The 21,798-nt window shown below is 45.7% G+C and carries 12 protein-coding genes; 9 read left to right on the top strand and 3 right to left on the bottom strand.

The window, feature by feature from the left end:
• The first annotated feature begins 394 nt into the window (after positions 1-394).
• The 8 genes from AC0L6N_RS07260 to fghA all read left to right on the top strand — a co-directional run bounded on the left by AC0L6N_RS07260 (position 395) and on the right by fghA (position 12,612).
• Positions 395-5,932 carry an autotransporter outer membrane beta-barrel domain-containing protein gene (locus tag AC0L6N_RS07260; protein ID WP_473480155.1) on the top strand — a complete coding sequence of 1,846 codons (5,538 nt, stop codon included), beginning with the start codon at positions 395-397 and terminating at the stop codon, positions 5,930-5,932.
• Between the two features lie 338 nt (positions 5,933-6,270).
• Positions 6,271-7,692, top strand: a complete 1,422-nt coding sequence (gene rimO / locus AC0L6N_RS07255; protein WP_473480154.1) for a 30S ribosomal protein S12 methylthiotransferase RimO — start codon at positions 6,271-6,273, stop codon at positions 7,690-7,692.
• 2 nt (positions 7,693-7,694) lie between these two features.
• Positions 7,695-8,144 (top strand): DUF2721 domain-containing protein, encoded by a 450-nt coding sequence (locus tag AC0L6N_RS07250; RefSeq protein WP_011574652.1) that lies wholly within the window; start codon positions 7,695-7,697, stop codon positions 8,142-8,144.
• 75 nt (positions 8,145-8,219) lie between these two features.
• The gene (locus AC0L6N_RS07245) at positions 8,220-8,972 is read left to right on the top strand and encodes an SDR family NAD(P)-dependent oxidoreductase (RefSeq protein ID WP_473480153.1); all 753 of its coding nucleotides are present in this window, start codon (positions 8,220-8,222) and stop codon (positions 8,970-8,972) included.
• A gap of 57 nt (positions 8,973-9,029) precedes the next feature.
• On the top strand, positions 9,030-9,929 hold the full coding sequence (locus AC0L6N_RS07240) for an amidohydrolase family protein (RefSeq protein ID WP_473480152.1): 900 nt from the start codon (positions 9,030-9,032) through the stop codon (positions 9,927-9,929).
• Positions 9,930-10,044: 115 nt separating this feature from the next.
• A complete protein-coding gene (locus AC0L6N_RS07235) occupies positions 10,045-10,494 on the top strand; it encodes a hypothetical protein (RefSeq protein WP_011574649.1) in 450 nt (149 codons plus the stop codon).
• Positions 10,495-10,597: 103 nt separating this feature from the next.
• Positions 10,598-11,716 (top strand): S-(hydroxymethyl)glutathione dehydrogenase/class III alcohol dehydrogenase, encoded by a 1,119-nt coding sequence (locus tag AC0L6N_RS07230; protein ID WP_473480151.1) that lies wholly within the window; start codon positions 10,598-10,600, stop codon positions 11,714-11,716.
• Entirely contained in the window at positions 11,716-12,612 is an 897-nt protein-coding gene (gene fghA, locus AC0L6N_RS07225; protein WP_473480150.1) for an S-formylglutathione hydrolase, read from the top strand. The genes AC0L6N_RS07230 and fghA overlap by 1 nt, the downstream gene beginning before the upstream one ends.
• A gap of 193 nt (positions 12,613-12,805) precedes the next feature.
• On the opposite strand, the gene AC0L6N_RS07220 is transcribed toward fghA, so the two are convergent.
• Positions 12,806-15,541 carry a M14 family metallopeptidase gene (locus tag AC0L6N_RS07220; RefSeq protein WP_473480148.1) on the bottom strand — a complete coding sequence of 912 codons (2,736 nt, stop codon included), beginning with the start codon at positions 15,539-15,541 and terminating at the stop codon, positions 12,806-12,808.
• A 452-nt stretch (positions 15,542-15,993) separates the two neighbouring features.
• On the opposite strand from AC0L6N_RS07220, the gene AC0L6N_RS07215 reads away from it, so the two are divergent.
• A complete protein-coding gene (locus AC0L6N_RS07215) occupies positions 15,994-18,879 on the top strand; it encodes a TonB-dependent receptor (RefSeq protein ID WP_473480147.1) in 2,886 nt (961 codons plus the stop codon).
• Between the two features lie 128 nt (positions 18,880-19,007).
• On the opposite strand, the gene treF is transcribed toward AC0L6N_RS07215, so the two are convergent.
• Together treF and AC0L6N_RS07205 are read right to left on the bottom strand one after the other, a co-directional pair.
• On the bottom strand, positions 19,008-20,537 hold the full coding sequence (gene treF, locus AC0L6N_RS07210) for an alpha,alpha-trehalase TreF (protein ID WP_473480146.1): 1,530 nt from the start codon (positions 20,535-20,537) through the stop codon (positions 19,008-19,010).
• A gap of 4 nt (positions 20,538-20,541) precedes the next feature.
• A complete protein-coding gene (locus tag AC0L6N_RS07205) occupies positions 20,542-21,789 on the bottom strand; it encodes an MFS transporter (protein ID WP_473480144.1) in 1,248 nt (415 codons plus the stop codon).
• Between the last annotated feature and the right edge of the window lie 9 nt (positions 21,790-21,798).

The raw sequence follows: 21,798 nt of genomic DNA, 5'->3' as shown, positions 1-21,798 counted from the left end.
AAGGGGACACAGAATCCTCAATTGTTATTTCGGCATTGCGCAATGCCTGATATCCGCTGCATTAAATCACTAGCCCCTCAGCGAAAATTCGATGGAATTGGGGTTAACCAAGCCCCCTGTCTATCAATTGGCCATTTTGTACAACTAATTGGCTCAATACTTCAAACCTATTTTGCTTTCTAACCCTATGATAATCCTTAGTAAATCGAACTAAAAAAAGATTGATTCATTGAGCCTAATCGAATGGGTTGTGCACATTATCTCAACTCGCGAAAAGCAGCAAAAGCGAATTTGCAACGCCATAACCAAATGCACATGACCCAGTAAAATTGATTAATTGACACTTTGAGTAAAACGCCATTTAGAGCGCCCATAGCAGCAAGGAACTACCACTATGAATACACGAGCAGTCCACATAAGATCTCTAACGAATGATATCAGTGCAATCCAGCCTACCAGCGCGCAGGCAATGCAGCCGTTACATCACCCCAATAGACTAAGCCAAGTCGCTTTAGCTATCACCATTGCACTGGTAAGTCAGCAGTCCTTCGCTGGTGTGCAAACCGACGAGAATACTCGTTCAAATGTGTCAATGGGCAGCTTTAATTTTGGCGTGTCAGACCAAAGCGTTTGGGCGCCTGATGGCCCGAGCAGCTTCAAAGTGGACTGGGAGTTAACAAGCAAAGAGTGGGACTCTGTGTTTGGCAGACCGCCCAGAGCCCGCTTAGGTGTAGGCAGAGTTGAAGGCGGTTGTTTTCTAGGAGCCTGTGCGTATTTTGGCGCAGCAGCGGGCGTGCAGCTTGAAGCCTATATGTTACCTTATTTGAACCTTAACCTTGAGCCTGGCACCTTCGATGCCACTGCTCATTACACCCCTACTGTCAGCTATCAATTTGAGGGCTTAGGGACCGATAGATTTTCCCTCGATACGCGTTCTGGGTTACATGAAGAAAACTCTAGCTTCTCAGTAGATGCTCCGCGATTTGAGCTTAAAACGGGGTTAAATATTCAAACCAATTTAAGCCTATTTGCTGAGGCGTGCATAGTAGACTGCTTTATCGATGAGAAATACGTCATACCCGGCACCACCAATAATTTTGATATCGACTTACTAAGAATTGATTCCTTCAAGGGCGAGTTTGCGTACCTCAATCTTGATATAAATGAAGTATCCGCTCAGGACATTGTCGACTTTATCTCGGGTGATGCCAACGTCGTGGATGCCTTTTACCATCAAATTACCACCGAAGATGTGGCGAATAAAGTCAAAGAGCAAGCGGACAAACGACTCAGTGAAGGGAAAGCCAGCACCGTTAAAAATTTACTGGAAATTGATACCGGTCCTATCTCTATTGATCTATCAAACCCTTTTACTGAAAACGCACAAGGCAGTATTAACAACGGCAGCTTTTCCGCCAGTCTTGGGGGCGATTTACTTGATGTTAGCTTGGATATAGACGAAGTCATCGGCTATGCCTTTGGCTTGACCAGTGGCGGCACGCTTGCGTTTGAAGAAGGTCCATTAACGGCTCAACTCACAATAGGTGACATAAACGCTGGGCCCACCGTTGATTTAATTCAAGATATCAGCGTGACGCCAGAGCTGATGGTCAACATGCAGTTCGATAATGAAATATTTGTCGCCGGGCGCATCGGTAAACAAACCTCTTACTATGGTGCATGGGACAGCCTGCCAGATTTCGCGCTACTCGCTGACTCAAACATACTGCGTGATGGTGAGCAACCACAAGACAAAACCGTTAATGCCAGTACCGCATTTTCATTAAACGCAACGGTTAAAAATCGCACATATTTGGATATCGGAGCACAAGTATCAGGCGAGCTGCTATCTGCCTCAATCGATATTGATGATTTTACCGCCCTAGCGATTGGCCCCTTGTTGTCATTTCAAGAAGAAGCATCGTTATTTGAAGTGGACGTATACAATAATTCCTTCGCGCTTAATCACTGGTCAAGCATAGACACCAACGGAATTGAAACCGGCGTAAAAACCTTGCAAGGTGAGAACCTCTCGTTCAATGGCTTTGGCGAAATTGTCTTTCAAGGCAGAGGTCAAGGTGATTTCAATAGCGGCGCGAGCGACGCATATTATTATGATGACGACCGCATCGACCAGTATCTAACCGCAGATGAATTGATTAAATATGATGCAGGCGAGCGCTACTACAACCAAATACAAGACAGCTCGCTCAAAAATAGACTGTACCAAGAATACACCGTTGACCAGTATCAAGCGGGTCAAATCATGCAAGACGGCAAATTAACCGTCAATTCAAATCGCACTATGACCATTGAAGCTGAAGCGAGTGTTGAAATGGGCATGGACAATAACTATCGCGTGCGCAATATTTTTGAAGAAACCGAAGACCGCACAGAGTTAGGGCTTGTTAACCAAGGGCAACTTAACGTTTACGGGGAAATATACAGCAATGCCGGTATTGAAAACCAACAATACGTGTTTCGAAACACAAGCGATGCGCAAATTTCTGTTGGTGCTAACGGCTGGCTTAAGTTTGACGGCAATATGCAAAATCAGGGTGAAATCAACAATTATGGACGAATAGAAAATACCGCGGAAGCGAGCTGGTCAACAGGAAAAATTGCCAATAAAGTGGGTGCTAACTTTGATGTGTACGGCAGCTTCGAGCTCATCAACAATCACCAAATATCTGAGCAATACTCCAACGATGGCACTGTGGGTGTGTATAAAGGGGGCGAGCTGGTCGTTAAATCATCCACTGGCCAAGGGTCTTTAAACAACACTGGTACCCTATCCATTGAGCACGGCGCAGAGCTTCGCACCCACAATACGACGAATTTAGCGACGACGGTTATCAATAATCAAGGTTTAGTCGAGAATGCAGGGTATGTGTTCAACAGCGCTCGAAGCACCATTAATAACGGCACGACATCAAGTGTTTCCCCTGACAACATTGCCAATTCAATGGTCGCATGGCAATCCTCTCGCACATCCATTGAGCAGCAGTACAATGCGGAGGGAGGCTACCTAGACACCAATCAACAAATGGAAAAAGCGGCTAACGCCAATCGTAACGCCAAGTTGTATTGGCATGACGATCCGTGGTCGAACGAAGCGACCTATGCAACGACCTCAAACACCTTAAATAACTATCGTAAAGACGGCGGTACGCTAGACCAAGCCTATCAGGCAGTACAAAGTGAAGTAGATACCCTAAAAGCGGCCGGGTTTGGCGTTTGGGAAAACAACAAAGACGCCTTACTCGTTAACGAAGGCACTTTTAATAACAATGCCGTAATGGTCAATAACGTTGGCGCACACTTTTACAATGAGGGCGCACTGAACAATAACGGTTACCTCAGTAATACTGGGCGGTTGGTAAGCCAAAATAGCACCGGGATCATCAATAAAGGCCTGATAGAAAACGGCACAGGTTCGGTGAAACTAGCCAATATTTCGACATTGGTGGTAATGGACCACTTAGATAACACCGGACACATTATCAATCACGATACCATGACAAATTATGGCGAGATATATCATGAACAAGGAAATGCTCAGTCACCATTACAACCGAAGATCACCAACCATGGACTGCTTTCAAACGTTGGTACGATGCATAGTGCTGCCCAGTTGAGCAACGAGCAAGGCGCACAAATTGACAACTACGGCCATATTGAAAACAACAGCACACTGAACAATCACGGCTTTTTAAATAACGGCATCGAAAATCAAGCGGCATCAACGATCAACGATAATGCCAGCGTCATTGCCAATGCACAGCTATTCAATAACACGTCCCGCGCGCTAGAAGTAGAAGATATTCAGTTAACAAAGCTACTGACTAAATTCGAAAATGAAAGTGCTCGCCAATCGCTCAATGGCTTTAAAGGAGAAGTAAGCGATGCCAGCACGAATGCGTTTGCTATTCACCTCTATGAGAAATACTTGGTGTCTGATCAAGCCTACGGTTACGGACCACAAGCAGGCACATTGGAAGACAACCGCGAGTCTATCCGCGATTGGGTCACCAGTAGAGGTCAGTTACGCCAGGAAACCAAAGATGCGTGCGACGACAATATGCTTGAGTGTTATAAAATTTATTACGGTGATCGAAACGATGTAAACGACAGCGTTAATGCAATAAATTACGTTTTAGGGGATAACAATACTGGTATACAACATTACAGTTTGTATGCAGATTCCGGCCTAGAGCAGAATATTAATGGTGCCCAGGGTGAACACGGTGACAATCAGAATCGCTTCGAATGGACCATGTTAATGATGCTCAATGCAGAAGGGTTAGGCCTTAACTCTGTATTGGATTTGGAAGCGATGCAAAACATTTATCCGGGTCAGTTAAACCCCCAAGATGAAGCACGTTTGTTTAAATCTAATTACTTCGCCTACGGCGACAGAGGCAATTTTGGCAGTGGCGATATTATCGGTTTAGATGCGCTATATGCGCTGTGGATTGACAAAGCCTTCCTAGAAACCAGCGGCGGATACGGCCGTCACGGTAAAAGCTTTACCTTGAATGACGTTAATGTAAACCAAAATTCAGCATCTTATGCGTTGGTATCTTTGTATCAAGGCGTGCATCAGTCGACGGCACAAATCATGGCGCTAAACGAGACACTCAGTGGCCTTAATGTCGAATTGAGTAACGTGACTTCAATCAATGCAACACTGGTTAACAATGACACCATCAATAATTATGGGGTGATAAACAATAGAGGCAGCATCACTAATCAAACAGGTAGCATCATTAACAATGACGGCGCCCTTATTAACGCCGCAGGCGCTAACATCGATAACCATGGCTCGATTGTGACAGATAACAACGGCGTTTTATTATCCTCAGGCACAATGGTCAATACGGGTACGCTTGACGTTAAATCTGGCACCATAATCAACGAAGGGACACTCATCAATAATGGCGATATCCTGCTGTCAGCGTTGTTCAGTGATGATGGTGGCGAGCAGGCAACGGTTGATAATGCGGTGTTTACCAACCGTGGATATATGGAAAATAACGCCTCAGGGCTGATTGAAGTGGGCATTAATAGCCAACAGGTCGATACGGTAGCGGGCACCGCTAGCGGTAACTATTTTGAAAGTACATTTGAAAATATAGGCCAACTGGTGAATCGCGGTCGTATTGTGATAAACGATATACTGTTTAATAGCGGAGTTATTGCGAATCTAGAAGGTGCTGAGTTCGAAAATAACGGTCTTATCAATAATGCCAGAGGGAGTCTTATTTCCTTTGCTGACAGCGCCACCTTAGATGGGTCAGTCATCAACAACGGGCTCATTGCTGTTGCCCATAGCGAGTTGCTAACACTCACGGGGGGAATAATGGGAGCAGGAACGTTTGCGGGTGATGTTTTGTTATCAGGCGCAAATATCAGCCCAGGCAATAGCCCAGGTTTAATGACCTTTGATGGCAACGTGAGTGCACTGGATACCAGCTGGGTGTTCGAAATTATGGGTACCGAGCGCGGCATAAGTTACGACGCTATCGATATTACAGGCAATCTAACCTGGTTGGATTTATACCACTCGTTCACTGTCTATTCTTTCATCGATTTTGACACAGTGATGAATTTTGATTTCAACTTCTTAAATGTCTCCGGTGATATTTTAGACGGTGATGGCAACGTAATAACCGACTTAACAACAACTATGCTGACATTTAGCGACAACTGGTTTGGTCGCTGGATTGCAGGCTCTGATGGTTGGTCCCTAGCGTTAGAGTATATCGCTGACGAACTCACCTATGATATGCAATATGCTCATTTACAACGTGATAATACCAGCGATGTACCAGAGCCACCGGTGTGGATGTTCCTTTTCTTTAGCGCGGCGTTTTTCATACTGCGTAAAGACGGCCCCGCACCCAAGCGAAAAGAGGATTTGCTACAATAAAACCCGCTGTGCAACCGTGAGTCATCGGCAAGGTATCACATCACCTCGCCGGTGACGCATGTGATGTCTTGCCGAATGTGGTCCGGTCATGTTTTGTATTACTGTTAGCGATAACGTTCAACCGATAAGGTTAAGGATACCCGTGTCTCAAGCGTAGGCATTCACTTCGAACTCAGCACCTTGCTGATAAAAGTAAACACATTGCTATCTTTGCATCTCAGCCATCAAAGACAATCAACTGTCATGTGCATCGCAAACCATTTCCGTTATAATCGCGTCAAATTGGCGTTCGCCTCGATCTACGACTTTATTGATCCATTACACTATTTGAGCATTTGATGACTGTTGAAACCTTTAATCCAAAACAAACTACGACCTTAGAAACACCGATAAAAACTATCGAAGCTGATAAGCCAAGTACTTTATCCACCGGTTCGCGGATTGGTTTTGTCAGCCTAGGCTGCCCGAAAAACCTAGTGGATTCAGAGCGTATCTTGACTCAGTTACGCACAGAAGGGTATGACGTGGTCAACACCTATAACGATGCGGATTTAGTCATTGTAAATACCTGTGGTTTTATTGATACCGCCGTACAAGAATCGCTGGATACCATAGGCGAAGCACTGGCTGAAAATGGCAAAGTTATTGTCACCGGTTGCTTAGGCATCAAAGAAGATGAAATACGTGAGGTGCATCCCAACGTATTGGCCATTACCGGCCCTCATGCGTATGAAGAAGTGGTAAATCAGGTACATGAGCATTTGCCTCAGCCAAGTCATAACCCGTATATGAATTTAGTGCCGGATATTGGGGTTAAGTTGACGCCGCGCCATTATGCTTATTTAAAAATATCTGAAGGCTGTAACCACAGATGCACCTTTTGCATTATTCCTTCCATGCGCGGCGATTTGGTTAGCCGCCCTATTGGTGAGATTTTAGATGAAGCCCAGCGCTTAAAAAACGCTGGGGTCAAAGAGCTATTGGTTATTTCACAAGACACCAGCGCTTATGGCGTAGACGTTAAAAACAAAATGGGCTTCTGGAATGGTATGCCGGTAAAAACAGGCATGACAGAGCTGTGCGAAAAGCTCGGTGAGATGGGCATGTGGGTACGATTGCATTATGTGTACCCCTATCCATCTGTTGATAAAGTCATGCCGTTAATGGCCTCGGGTAAAGTGTTGCCTTACCTAGATATTCCCTTTCAGCATGCCAGCCCGCGTATTCTTAAATTGATGAAGCGCCCCGCCGCCGCCGAGCGCACGATGGAGCGTATTAAGAAATGGCGCGAACTGTGCCCAGAGTTAGTTATCCGCTCTACCTTTATTGTGGGCTTTCCAGGTGAAACCGAAGAAGACTTCCAAATGCTGCTCGACTTTTTAGACGACGCTCAGCTTGAGCGCGTGGGCTGCTTTAAATACTCAGATGTTGAAGGCGCGAAAGCGAACGACTTGCCGGACCCTGTCAGTGAAGAAGTCAAACAAGAGCGTTTCGAGCGTTTTATGCAGAAACAGCAACAAATCAGCAGCGCGAAATTACAGCGTAGAATTGGTTCAACCATTCAAGTGCTCATCGATGAAGTAGACGAAGAAGGCGCCATTGGACGCAGTTTCGCTGATGCACCTGAAATCGACGGCCTTGTATACTTGAACGGTGATGTTGAACTGAAACCTGGCGACATAATTACCGCCACAGTTGAACACGCTGATGAATACGACCTATGGGCCTCGCGCACTGTAAACAGTGACTTGAGTGCTTAAACGTGGAGTCATCGATTTCTGATTTAGCTCAAGTGATTCAAATCGTGGTTGCGCCAGTCTTTATGCTGACGGGCATCGCTGGCTTTTTAAACGTGATGTCAGGTCGCTTGGGACGCATTGTCGATAGAGCGCGCATAATTGAGCGCCGCGTGGCCATTCTTAAAAACCCTGACAAACTCAAAATTTCCCAAGTCGAGCTTAAATACCTGTGGCGCCGGATTAAAATTATTAACCGCTCAATCGGAATGTGCACCGCTTCGGCGCTTTTTGTCTGTTCAGTGGTATGTTGCTTGTTTATCGGCGAGTTTTTGCTGATGGACTTGACTAAAGCCGTAGTGATTTTATTCGTTATCGCGCTTTTGCTCCTGATCGTTGCCTTGGTATCGTTTTTGAAAGAAGTGCAATTGGCTACCCGTACATTGCAAATGGGCAAAGAGTTCGACGACGAATAACCGATGTTGAGTGAAATAGTTGAGTAAAATAAAGAGCGGTTTGCAAACAGATAATGAAGTGTAAGAGGTAATAGGATGTCAAGCACAACACAGCCCATTTGTATTGTCACCGGTGGTAGCTTAGGGATAGGCGCTGCCATTTGTCAGCTATTTGCCCAAAAAGGCTACCGAGTATTTAATTTAGATTTACAGGCCCCACCTCAGCCTGATGTCGCTGTTCATTGGCATCAATGCGATGTATCAAACGTGACACAAGTGAGAAATATTATTGCCAGTATCCGCAGTGAACATTCAAAAATTGACTGCTTGGTGTCTAACGCTGGCGTGCATCTGTCCGCCAATATCGAGCAAACCAGTGAAGACGTGCTTGACCAGATGTTTGCGATTAATGTCAAAGGGGCTTACGCCGCCATTCAAGGCGTGCTGCCAAGCATGGTTAAGCATGGTGGCGGTTCCATTATTTTAATGGCCTCTGATCAAGCGCTAATTGCCAAGCAAAATTCTTTTGCATATAACTTGACCAAATCCGCTTTGGCATCAATGGCAAAAACGACCGCGCTGGATTATGCCAAATACAATATTCGCGCGAATGCAGTATGCCCAGGGACAATAGAAACCCCTCTGTATCATAAAGCAATTGATAGTTACCTTGAAAAGTCAGGGCGCGATGGTGACGAAGTACACGCAGAAGAAGCCGCGTTGCAACCTCTCGGGCGTCTAGGCCAGCCAAACGAAGTGGCGCAGCTTTGTTACTTTTTAGCAAGTGAACAGGCGGGTTTTATCACCGGTAGTTTGCAAGTCATCGATGGCGGTTATACCGCCCAGTAGTCGTTTTACAGCGTTACACGTAAGCGGCAGACAGAAACGGAAAAAGCAAATAGTAATATGGACATTATCGACCCACATCTGCACCTTTTTAACCTAAGAGATGGTCAATACAGCTGGTTAAAACCCGAAAATCCCCCCCACTGGCCAGACAAACACACTATTCATCGTGACGTTAATCAAGCTGAACTGCAGCTAGATTCTGGGTTGGATCTAGCTGGTTTTGTGCACATTGAGGCGGGTTTTGACAACGCCCAACCGTGGCGAGAACTTGATTGGCTAACACAACACTGCACCCTGGCCTTTAAGAGTGTGGCAGGTGGTGATCTAACGTCTGAGCAATTTTCCGAGGTGTTGGCTAATTTGCGACGCCGACCGTCACTTGTCGGTGTTAGGCACATTCTTGATGACGATGCTCACGCCTTGCTAAGCAGCTCGGTGTTTCGAAAAAACTTGGCCCTGTTGGCTGAGCATGGTTTGAGTTTCGATGCGCAGTTTTCATTATCGGATTCTCAAGCCACACAAGTGCTATGCAAGGTGCTTAATAATACACCAACCTTACGCGTGATCATCAATCATGCAGGTTGGCCGCCTCTTCAATCTAATACCCATAACTGGCTGCAAGCCTTTGACCGATGGCAACACAACCTTGGTGCACTCGGGCAATACCCAAATGTGGCAATAAAGCTTTCTGGCTGGGAAATGCAGAATCGTGCGTACACTGAAGCAGACATGCAAACAGTGATGATGGCCTGCTTACAAATACTGGGTGAGCGCCGAGTGATGCTTGCCAGTAATTTTCCGCTAACTACCTTCAGCCAATCTTATGCTGACTTGTGGCAAACTTATGGCGCACTTTTAACGTCAGTCGAAGTGCATGAACCTGCCCAAGCAGAGCCAGATAACAGATTAAAAAGCCTACTGCTGTATAAAAACAGTGCGAGTTGGTATCAATTTTAAGCATGCACCAAGGCACTTTGCGCCAGTGTTGAGCCCCGCCCATCTCTTGTATTGCACTGCTGCCTGTTAAGCGTTTAGACTAGCCACTCAAACGATAGAAAGTGAGTAAGTTTAAGTGAAAAAACAGCACAAAAACCTGTATCAATGGCCCTTAATTTTGCTCACGGCAAGCCTATTTGGCTGTGCCGGCAATGAACCGAAACCCATACAAACCACAGATCATTTCAGTACTCAAATAGGCGATGACGGCGAGACTCAATTTGCCTTTGGTTTATCATGGTTTAATTTACCCGAAGAAGACACAGACAATAGAGGCGAACGCGGCGGCAGACGTGGCGGTCGTGATGGCAGCAGAGACGCAAGACTTGGCGGGCAAAGCAACCGCCCTATCGGCTCGAATTTAAACCCGCAACCAAATAATGAAACCAAATTGGCGCTTGAAGACAAAGCTGTGCTGCATTTAAAGCAAACCCTAGATAAACGCGATCTGTGTCCCAATGGTTATACCATCGACGATATTATTTGGGAGCCCAGACGCATTCGCCTGATGGGAATGTGCAAGTAAGAGCGTACAAGTAAAATCGTTTATATAACTAACGCCCATCTATTTGATCGGGGTTGGTTATGATTTCTCAAAATACCTGTTTTCAGCAAAAAGGATCAACACTATGCAAAGCATTAAAACTCGTGCGGCGGTTGCTTGGGCAGCCGGCGAACCATTATCCATTGAAGAAGTTGATTTGATGCCGCCACAAAAAGGCGAAGTACTTATTAAAGTCATCGCCACTGGCGTATGTCATACCGATGCCTACACCCTGTCGGGCGAAGATCCGGAAGGCATCTTTCCTGCTATTTTAGGCCATGAAGGCGCTGGGATCGTTGAAGCCATCGGCGAAGGCGTGACGTCTGTCGAAGTGGGCGATCATGTTATTCCGTTATACACGCCAGAATGCGGCGAGTGTAAATTTTGCTTGTCAGGAAAAACTAACCTATGCCAAGCAATACGTGACACGCAGGGTAAAGGCTTAATGCCAGATGGCACCACACGTTTTTCAAAAAATGGTAAGCCTATTTATCATTACATGGGCACATCTACCTTCGCTGAGCACACAGTCGTGCCTGAAATTGCCTTAGCGAAAATCCCAAAAGAAGCCCCTTTAGAAAAAGTATGTTTACTTGGTTGCGGCGTCACCACGGGTATGGGCGCGGTCACTAACACCGCCAAAGTGCAAGAAGGCGACACGGTAGCGGTATTCGGTTTAGGCGGCATCGGTTTATCTGTGCTGATTGGCGCGAAAATGGCTAACGCGGGTCGTATCATTGCAATTGATGTGAACGAAGATAAATTCAAAATTGCTAAGCAACTTGGCGCGTCCGATGTGGTGAACCCAAAAGATTTTGACAAATCCATTCAAGAAGTCATTGTGGATATGACCGATGGCGGCGTAGATTACTCGTTTGAGTGCATCGGCAATGTGAATGTGATGCGCTCAGCACTTGAATGTTGTCATAAAGGCTGGGGCGAATCGGTGATCATTGGTGTGGCCGGTGCGGGCCAAGAAATCTCTACTCGACCGTTCCAACTTGTTACCGGTCGAGTATGGCGCGGTTCCGCATTTGGTGGCGTGAAAGGTCGCAGCCAATTACCTGATTATGTACAACGCTACATGGATGGCGAATTCGAGCTTGATACCTTCATTACCCACACTATGCCACTAGAGGACATCAACACGGCGTTTGATTTAATGCACGAAGGGAAATCCATCCGCTCAGTGGTGCATTATTAATGAGCGGTCAACAGCAAATGAGCGCTGCCTCAAGCGACACTTCGAGCATAATCGAAGTGTCAGCAAACCGTTGCTTTGGCGGTTGGCAGAAGCGTTTTAGCCACCAATCCGCTGTACTTAACTGTGAAATGCACCTTAGCGTGTATTTGCCCCCAGCCGCTGAACTAAGCAAACCGCTGCCTGTAGTCTATTGGTTAAGCGGACTCACCTGTACAGATGAAAACTTTGTCACCAAAGCCGGTGCACAGCGCGTTGCCAGTGAGCTGGGCATCATGCTTGTCATACCTGACACCAGCCCGCGAGGTGATGCTGTACCTGATGCTGACGACAAAGCCTATGACTTAGGTTTAGGGGCAGGATTTTATGTGAATGCAACCCAAGCCCCTTGGGCTGAGCATTACCGCATGTACGACTACATCGTCGACGAACTGCCCGTCCTCATTCAGCAGCACTTCAAAGTACAACCTAAAGCAGCGATTGCAGGGCATTCAATGGGCGGCCACGGTGCGCTTATGATTGCCTTGTCAAATGTGAAACGCTTTAGTTCCGTGTCGGCCTTTTCACCGATTGTGAATCCGATGGAATGCCCGTGGGGACAAAAAGCCTTCAGTCATTATTTAGGTGACGATAAAAGCGAATGGCAACAATACGACAGCTGTGAGCTAATGCGCCAGCAAGGCCAATTTTTACAATTGCCTATGTTGATTGATCAAGGCCTAGCGGATGACTTTTACCAAAGCCAAAAGTTAGCCAAACCGCTTGAGACGATAGCACAAGAGATAAACTACCCAGCTGAGTTTCGATACCACAACGGTTATGATCATAGCTACTTTTTCATCAGCAGCTTTATTGAAGATCACTTGCGCTTTCACGCTAAGCATTTAGCCGAGTCGTAGGCCGTTACTGCTCAGCACGAACGTCTATGCGGCTAAACTAATGCAAAATTACGTTTATAAAAAATAACACCGTATTAAACAAAAAAACGCCAAGTGGTTTTCCCCACTTGGCGTTCCTATTAGCGCCATAATTATAGCGTTCTGCTTATTGGCCTGAATTGAAAGCCCCAATAAACCTTAAATAACAGCTTAGCTATTTAGCCACATAAGCGTGAGCTGATGCGCTGAAAATAGCATTCATCAACATCACATTTAACCCGTCAAGATACGCCCGAGTGGTTGGCTCTTGAGTAAACGCTATCACCATTCCATTCCCGCTAGGTTGATGAATAAGAAATGGCTTATACGCCAATTGCTTTTTATTTTCTTGCCATAGATAACCACTGGCCAATACGTCTTTTTCACTCTTAAACCATGCAAGGTTTTTCCCTGAAGCTAATCGAATCGGCGCGAAGATATCATTTCCATAAACAAGCCCCACCACTTCGGGGGCAACGCCTGCGGTGAGCCAGTGCTCTTGGTCGACTTCCACATTGGCTAAGATCCCAGCAACGAAATCAGGGCTCTCTTCATTGTTTTCACTGTCTTTGACCAAATCTTCGCGGTTGACATAGGCTTTACCCGCTACGGTTGATGATTCATCGTCAGACTCGTCCGCGCTGCCCTCTTCTTTTATGGCTAACTCGCGTTTTACATCCAGTAAACCAATGTCGGCTTCAGCCGCAAAGCGCGTTGCACTGCCAAGGGTGATTAGCACCCCGCCCGCTTGAACCCATTGTTTTATATTCTGCGCCCCAGCCTGACCTAAGCCATTGTGATAACGCCCTGCCGGTAAAATCAGGACCTGATAATGACGCAAATCTGCGCTTGCCAATGTCGAGGTACGAATGGCATTCACCGGATAACCAAATTGCTGCTCTATCACGAAACGGGTGTTACCCGCACTGAGCGATGAAGTGGGGTCATCCCAGGCCATGGCGATTTTTGGCGCGCTCAAAAGGTGGGTATCATTGCTACCAAAACTGGGGCCGTCTGTTACCCAGCTAGTATTCACACCATCGACTATGGCGCCACTTTGGACTGCTAAATCTTGCACCGTTGCAGCAATAGCATTCTCATTAGCGGCCACTTCGATAATTAAGCTGCCCGCTGGATAGCGTTTCTTATCATCTAAGGTAAATGCACGGTCAGCCGTTTTGAGGGTGACATTTTGCTGTAACGCTGCAGTTAAAAAGCGTCCTGCGGCCATATCACCCCAAGGTACAATGTAAGCCACGGTGGCATGTGGGTTTGTAACTTTTCCTTCAAGGGTGTCAGTCATTTTCACTAAGCGGTGATCACCTGATACCCCTTTGCCACAGGTGTTTACCTCTAGGTTATACATTAGGGGTAAAGACCAGCCTGTTACATCGTAAATTTGATCACCTAGCTTGCGTTCTCGGCGACGCTCTTGCTCTTTAATAAACGCGTTACTCATGTCGACTTGCTGAGTAAACGTAGTTTTTACAAAACGCCCTCGGGGTTGAGCCGTGTCGATGTAATAGCTGCCTGGCGCATAGGTTTCACCACACAGTTTCACTTTTTCAGTAGTTTGGTAAACATCTACGCCGTGCTCGGTCATTAATTTAGCTAGTTTGAAGTTGCCAGCGCGGTCTCGTTTGTTGGGCAAAATGAAAACACGCTCTTTCTTATCAGACTTACCTGCATCGATCGCATCTACCTGATACTGGTAGTAATCATTCAGTAACTTGCTGCGATGGTTAGCAACGGTTTCAGCAGTGGAAATAGACGCTACAAAATGTCGTAATACTGTGTCTTCGTAACTTAAGTCATTACCGTCCATGCGGCGAAAAATTTCGCCCCTAGATGATGCTACTTCGTAGGTCGATGCAGCAGCGCCATAAAAAGTCGGCCAACTATCGCCATAGCCAGGATAAAAGGCATCAAAGATTTCTCGGGTAAAATAATCAAAGCCTTTGGCATCAAAATGCTTAGCATTATTGCGCCCCACCAAGTTGATATTGTCGATTTGTGCTTTGGTCATATGTGGGTTAACTGGTTGCGCTGATGGGGCAAAGTAGTAACTTTCATCGCCACCCATTTCGTGTAAATCAATGACCACCAATGGACGATATTTGTTCATACTGGCAATACGGCCTTTGGTTTCAGGTTGGGTAATGGCAAGCCAATCGCGGTTCATATCAAATAGATAATGGTTTGCCCGACCACGGGGCCAAGGTTCATTGTGCTCAGCAGATAATCTGTCGCTGCTGTGCATCATGCCCACAGTAGAATAATAGTTGGCGATAAAGCGACTTCGACCATCAGGGTTTTGCAATGGGTCGATAAATACAATGCTGTTTTGCATGATGTTATCAACCGTTGCATCCCCTTTTCCCGCCAGCAAATGATAAGCCGTCATCATTGCTGCATCGGTACTGCTTATTTCATTGCCATGCACGCTGTACTCTAACCACACTGAGGAGGGTAACGCGGTCATTAGATTTTTGGCTTTACTTTTATTGGTAACACGCGGGTCTGATAATGCCTGCATATCTGTCGAGAATTGCGCCAAGTTAGCGATGTTCTGCTTAGTACCGATGGCTGCATAAATAAGCTTTCGCCCTTCCCATGTTTCCCCGTATTCGAAAAGTTTTATCTGCTCAGGGGCTGCTTGTTGCAGGGCTTCAAAAAAGCGCAGCATGTCTGAATGCGACGTTATGCGCTGGCCTACAGAGTAACCCAACACACTTTGCATCGTAGGGATTGCATTGTCATACTGAACCGCTGGCCAGTTGGCGGCTTCAGTGAGAGATTTTGGCGTAGCAGTAAGAGGTGTCGAATTAGGCTGCGGTGCGGCAAATGCGAATGCACTCATGCACGTCAACGCACCGAAAAGCAGTGGTTTAAAAGAGTGTTTAAGAATCATATTGTTCCCTGATGTTCTGGATGTAAGTGTGCTTTAGTCGGCTTTTTATAGCCGACTTTTATTATTCAGACATATCATACCCAAAGTACCCAACGATCCCAGTAATTAGCCTACAAAATCGTAAACAAATATTCCGTGCTAGCGCTGTACTTGAACCTTGTCATGGTTCTTCTATTAGTCATTTTTAGCCTGTGTCCTCGCCATCCTCAGCGCCCAGAACATAAAGCAAACATCCACCCAGCTTTATCGTGCCAAACCGCGCCTTATCGTATACGCAATGAATTTGACTCAAACATACTATGTTTAACTTGTTAATATGTATAAACCTGCTAAATTACACACCATTAACAACCGAGCAGTATTTGCAACAAGCATTCATTGTCATTAGTGCTTGTTGCATCAAGTACCGCTTGCAACAGAAAAATGTAGTGTGAACTCATAAGGATCGGAACATGACAATCGTTAAACACTTTCGTTTATTACCTTTAGGCATCGCTGTCTCTGCAGCACTGATTAGTGCCAACACCTATGCGCAACAAACTGACGAAACAGAAGTCATTCAAGTTAGAGGAATAAGAAGTAGTCTGAGTGAAGCGATGGACCTAAAGAAATCGGCCCCTTCGATACAAGACAGTATAGTGGCCGAAGATATTGGTAAGTTTCCAGATCAAAATGTAGCCGAGTCTTTACAGCGGATTTCTGGTGTGATGATTTCGCGAAATAATGGTGAGGGTTCAAAAATTTCGGTTCGTGGCATGGGTCCACAATTTAATGCCGTGAAAATTAATAATCGAACGATTGCCACGACAGACAGAGGCCGAGAGTTTGATTTTCAAGCGTTACCTTCAGAATTGATATCGGGCGCGGACGTGATTAAAGCATCGCGCGCCAACATAGCCGAAGGAAGCTTAGGGGCCTACGTAAATATATCGACGGCCCGACCTTTAGATAGCACGGGCTTTAATGCTGCCACATCAGCAAATATTAGCTACAACGACTTGGCTGACGAGTACGGTAATAGAGTGTCAGCCATTATTAGCAATACCTTTGCTGATGATCAATTTGGCATTTTGTTTGGATTTTCTCGTCAAAAAACCACCAATAGAGTCGATGCTGCAGGCACCACCCATTGGGGCTCATTTCAAGCGGACAACCAAGCCTGGATCACCGGCCCCACTAAAGACGTTAATGGCCAAGACATCACCCAAGGCACTATTTGGTATCCTGGTAGGGGCACCTTTACTCTGGATATTGAAGAGCGTGAGCGCACAAGTGCAAACGTCACCTTTCAATGGCAACCCGACGAAGACACCACACATACCTTCGATGCTCTCTACACGGACTTGAGCCGGCAAGCTGGTAGCAACGGTATTCAAGTGCCGCTGCAGGGTTCTGGTTGGAGTGACGTAGTCGTATCTGAAAATTACACCTTGCTTGAGGGCAAGCGAAATCAAAAACCAATTGATGTGCTTATGCAAGAGCGTGGGCAAGACTCCGACACCTTGGCCCTTGGATTAAATAGTGAATTCTATCGTAGCAGCTGGAAATTCGTGAGCGATTTGTCGTATTCAAAATCCACCGCAACACCCAAAGCCAACACACTTGTAGCGCATGCCGTAAATCCTAATTACGACGATTCGTTAGATATCTTTGACCCCAACTACGTTGATGGACAGATCAAAGGCCTAACCAGTGATGACTACCTGAATGTTGATAACTACGGCGATATTATGTCCATCGACACGTCTGTTGAATACGGTAACCCAGCGGCCATCCGCACGCACTGGAATGACATTCAACACAAAGAGCTTGAAGATGAAATTTTTGAAGCCAAGTTCGATGCGAGTTATACCCTAGATTCTGGGCCAATCAGATCAGTTGATATGGGCGTGGCCTATTCGGATCGTGAAAAGTCCCAGCAAGTCTTTAAAATCAATCATGGCTGTTATAATACGGATTTATGGGTGCAGCCCGAAATAACCACACCTGAAGAACAATACCTGTTTGATAACACTCTTTTACCCTACAACACGTGTGGCCAACACATTGATTTAGAAGACAGCTTATTTCGTACAAATAACGTTAACTTCTTAGCAGATGAAAGCGGCACCTTCCCGCGTAATTTTGTGCTAGTAAATGATTTCAACGCTTACAAAGAAGCCATTGCAGATATTCGTCAGGAGCCTAATTGGACTCAAGAATATTTAGCCCCCGCCGAGTCTGTTGCGAACACAGAAGAAACCTTTGCTCTATACAGCCAACTTAATTTGGAGGGTGATGTACGAGACATTTTGATCAGCGGCAACGTCGGTTTACGCTATGTAAAAACCAAAACATCATCTGAGGGTCATCGCCGCTTTCGTGACTCAATCAGTGATGTTTACGAGCAAAACGAAGGCGTCATAGTAGAAATTGTTTATACGGATCCTGAAGCGTTAACGGTTGAAAAAGACTATTCGCACTTTCTGCCAAGTGCCAATTTAAACGTTGATTTCGGTAATGGCGTTTTTATAAAAGGTGCCGCGGCCAAAGTTATCACGCGCCCTGCCCTTGAAGATACTGGCGTAAACAGCACCTACCCTTTGCGTATTCGCGCTGATCAGTACAATACGAAAAGTGGTAATCCGTATTTAGAACCCTACGAAGCAACTCAGTATGACTTGTCGTTAGAGTATTACGCCGAAAACGGCGATGCCTACTCAGCAGGCCTGTTTTACAAAGACATAGGCACGTTCATATCGCAAAAGACAGTGCAAAAAGATACGGGTTACGTCGCCGTGAATCAGGATTGGGGGACCTTTTATGAATACTCAGAAGAGCAAACCAATCGTAGCGGCGGCAAAGTCAGCGGTATTGAAGTGGCTGCGTTGCACTACTTTGATTATTTACCCGGTTGGCTAAGTGGCTTCGGTATTCAAGCTAACTACACCTACACCGACAGCAAAGACGATGAAGCGGCGAAAGACGAGATAGCACGTGAAAACGTGTTATCTGCGGGCAGCGGTTTAGAAGGCTTTTCAAAGAATGCTTACAACGTTATCGGCTTTTATGAGCAGGAAGGCTTTCAAGCGCGCCTAGCATATAACTGGCGTGACAATTACCTGAAATACCGCTCAGGCCCAGTGATAGGAAGTAACGGTTTGCCTCAACACGTGCAAGACTATGGTCAATTTGATTTCAGCACCTCATACGACATAAACGAAACCTTCACTGTCAGCGCTGAAGCCATCAACCTGACCAATGAAAAAATAGTCGAATATGCCGATGTGCGAGAACGAGTCACTCAGATTCAGTACTCAGGAAGACGTTTTCAACTCGGTGTGAAAGCGACTTTCTAATCCTTTTTACCCCAACATGCCTCGACACGCCCTTAGATCACTCAGTCTAAGGGCGTGTCACTTTTGTTTTAGCCAAGGTTTTATAACAGAAAATACAATCTACATTGAGCGATAAAGCCAAGTCATGATTATGTTAACAAATCATAAAACGCCAATGTCACGCCATTCGTCCAACCAAACCCTTGCTGTACTTCGTACTCCCCGCCATCCGCTAAGCTATCAAGTGAGTGCACATTGTATTTTTCCATGATGTTTCCGCTTTTGATAAAATGAGCGTCTACGGTTTTTAACCAGCGCTGCATAACGTTCCTCGCATCTTCCTTGTAGCCATAATTGCGTAAACCGATAACAGCAAACCAGTGCAATGGCGCCCAACCATTGGGGGAATCCCATTGCTGACTCGTCGCATTCAAAGTGGTTACTAATCCCCCCTCTTGCAAAAATGTCGACATTAATGTGCTCTTAACGCTTCTTGCCTGCTGAGCAGTAGCAATATCGACAAATAAGGGCAACGTTGCTGCTAGCGAGCGCACGTTGAGTGGCTGTTGTTTAATGAACTGGTAATCGAAGTAAAATTGTTCTTGGTCTGACCAAAAATAACGGTCGATGGCTTCTTTGCGTGCATCTGCTCGAGCATTGAAGTGTGCCGCTTGATCATGATGGTTAAGCAGCCCATGGTATTTGGCCAAGTTACGTTCTAAACGGTACAACAAGCAATTTAAATCCACGGGAACAATTTCCGTGGTTTCTATTGAAGCAAGTTCATGACTGTCCGCCAACCAGCGTGAGCTAAAATCCCAACCAGATTCACACGCCGCACGAATATTTCGATAGAATTCAGCTCTTTGCTCTTGTGGCAAGTCCCGTGCTAACTCAATGTCTTCTAGATATGACTCAGTGCGTGGAGTGGCAAGGTTATCCCAATATCGATTCAGTATCGCGCCACACGGCATACGTACCACTCGCTCTGCAGCTGCGCCGCCATTAATGAGCTTGTCTTCGTTGTGCATCCAGAACCGGTGCTCTTGCTCCATGCCTTCAATGAATCGTAAAACAAATTCAGTGTCTGGTGCATTATCATGATTAACACACAGCTCCACCATCATTCCTAACACAGGCGGTTGAGAGCGAGAAAAGTAATAGCTACGATTGCCATTAGGGATACAGCCTAACCGTTCTTGCAATTCAATAAAGTTCAACACCATATCTTTAATAAGGTGGGTATAACCTGATTGGTTTAACCCTAGCGCGGTAAAATAACTATCCCAGTAATATATTTCACGAAAACGGCCACCTGGTACTATGTACGAGTGATCCAGCGCTAATAATGTGCTCATCGTATCTTTACGATCAGGCTGGCGTATCAACTTAGGCCATAGCTGTTGTATGTATTCTTTTAGGGTTACCTTGGCTGTAGAATCATTTAATTCAATATCTGCGGGTAGGGTAAAATGGCTGTCTACAAATGCAACGAGAGAGAAATTCGCCAGAGATTTATGGCGCTCATATTGTTCCAAAACCTCTTTCCAACTCGAACGTGGCGTAGCGTCGCAAATCGTTTTGCTGTCGTTAAAAAGCGCTTCAAGTTGAATGCGTCTAAATAATTCACTTTCAAAAAATACAATGCTTGGGTGGTCAAATGAAATCGAGTCACTCATGGTCCTACGCTCCTTCAACTGACACAGAACGATTGTTCACGGAAAGTTTTCTGAAAATATACAAACTCAGCATGATCATCATAATAGGAATAAGTGACATGTAAAAGGCGTGTTGTCCGCCAAACTTGTCGAAAACGACTCCCGTGAGGATCGAGCCAAACGTTCCCCCTAACGCCGAGAAAATAACGATCAACCCTGTCATTTTTGCGTGCTGTTTATTGGGTAAAGCACTGAGTACCACTGAGTTAATAAGCGGATAAATCGGCGCCATAAATAAGCCAATGGCAGGCAGTAAATAAGCTGCAAGCGGTGCGTCAAAAATGCCCGCGACCACTTGGTCTTCAGCAACTTGTGTCATGGGTAAGGTCAGCAGTATGGTTAAAAACATCATGACTAAACAGGCATTAATAAACACGTACCAAGGGACAAATCGCAACAAAAAACCAGCCAACAAACGACCAAGCGCAATCATGGCTGCAAAGATACTGGTCAATTGAATACTGATGTCTACGGGTAAGCCCAACACTTCGCGATTAAACGTGGGTAGCCACGAGCCAATTCCCTGCTCTACCAATACGTAAAGGAATACTGAAATAACGAAAATGAGCACCAATGGTTGGTACGTTAGCTTGAGCATGTCAACAAACTCGCTTAGTGCACTGTCTTGATTTGCCTTAAAAGGTTCACGCTCAATCGGTGCGAAATACACAAATATGGCGGCTAAGCTAATCAAGCCACCTAATAGGTAATACACGTTCAACCACTCAAGGGAAGCAGGATCATCAGCGTTAATGAACCCACTGAAAACCCAATAGCCAGAGAGCACGCCGACCATAAAAATACCTTCTACCGTGTTCATCAGTGATGAGTGACTCTCTGTATTGTCACTGAGCTGCCCTATCAATGAATACACAGATATTTTGACCAAAGCGAACGCGGTACCGATAACGGCAAACAGTATCTTAATAAAAAAGAACTCGGCAAAAAGCGGGGTCAGTAAACACACCACAGCGACCAGTACTAAACCCAAACAAAGTGCAACTTGATATCCTATGCGGGGAATAAATGACGCAACAAAAAACGATACAAAGGCAATAGACAAGTCTTTAAAACCTTCTAATGTACTAGCGTCAGTTTTGCTGACATCAAAACTGGTGATCGACTGTAGAATCACCGTGCCCACACTGTTGAGCAGAACAGCAAACACGAAATAGCACAGTGAGATAGCAATAATGGTCAGCATTCGATTCATAGGATAGGT

It is taken from the genome of Paraglaciecola sp. G1-13 (assembly GCF_055809255.1).
The sequence above is the reverse complement of the archived record's forward strand: the minus strand, read 5'-3'. Positions and strand labels throughout refer to the sequence as shown.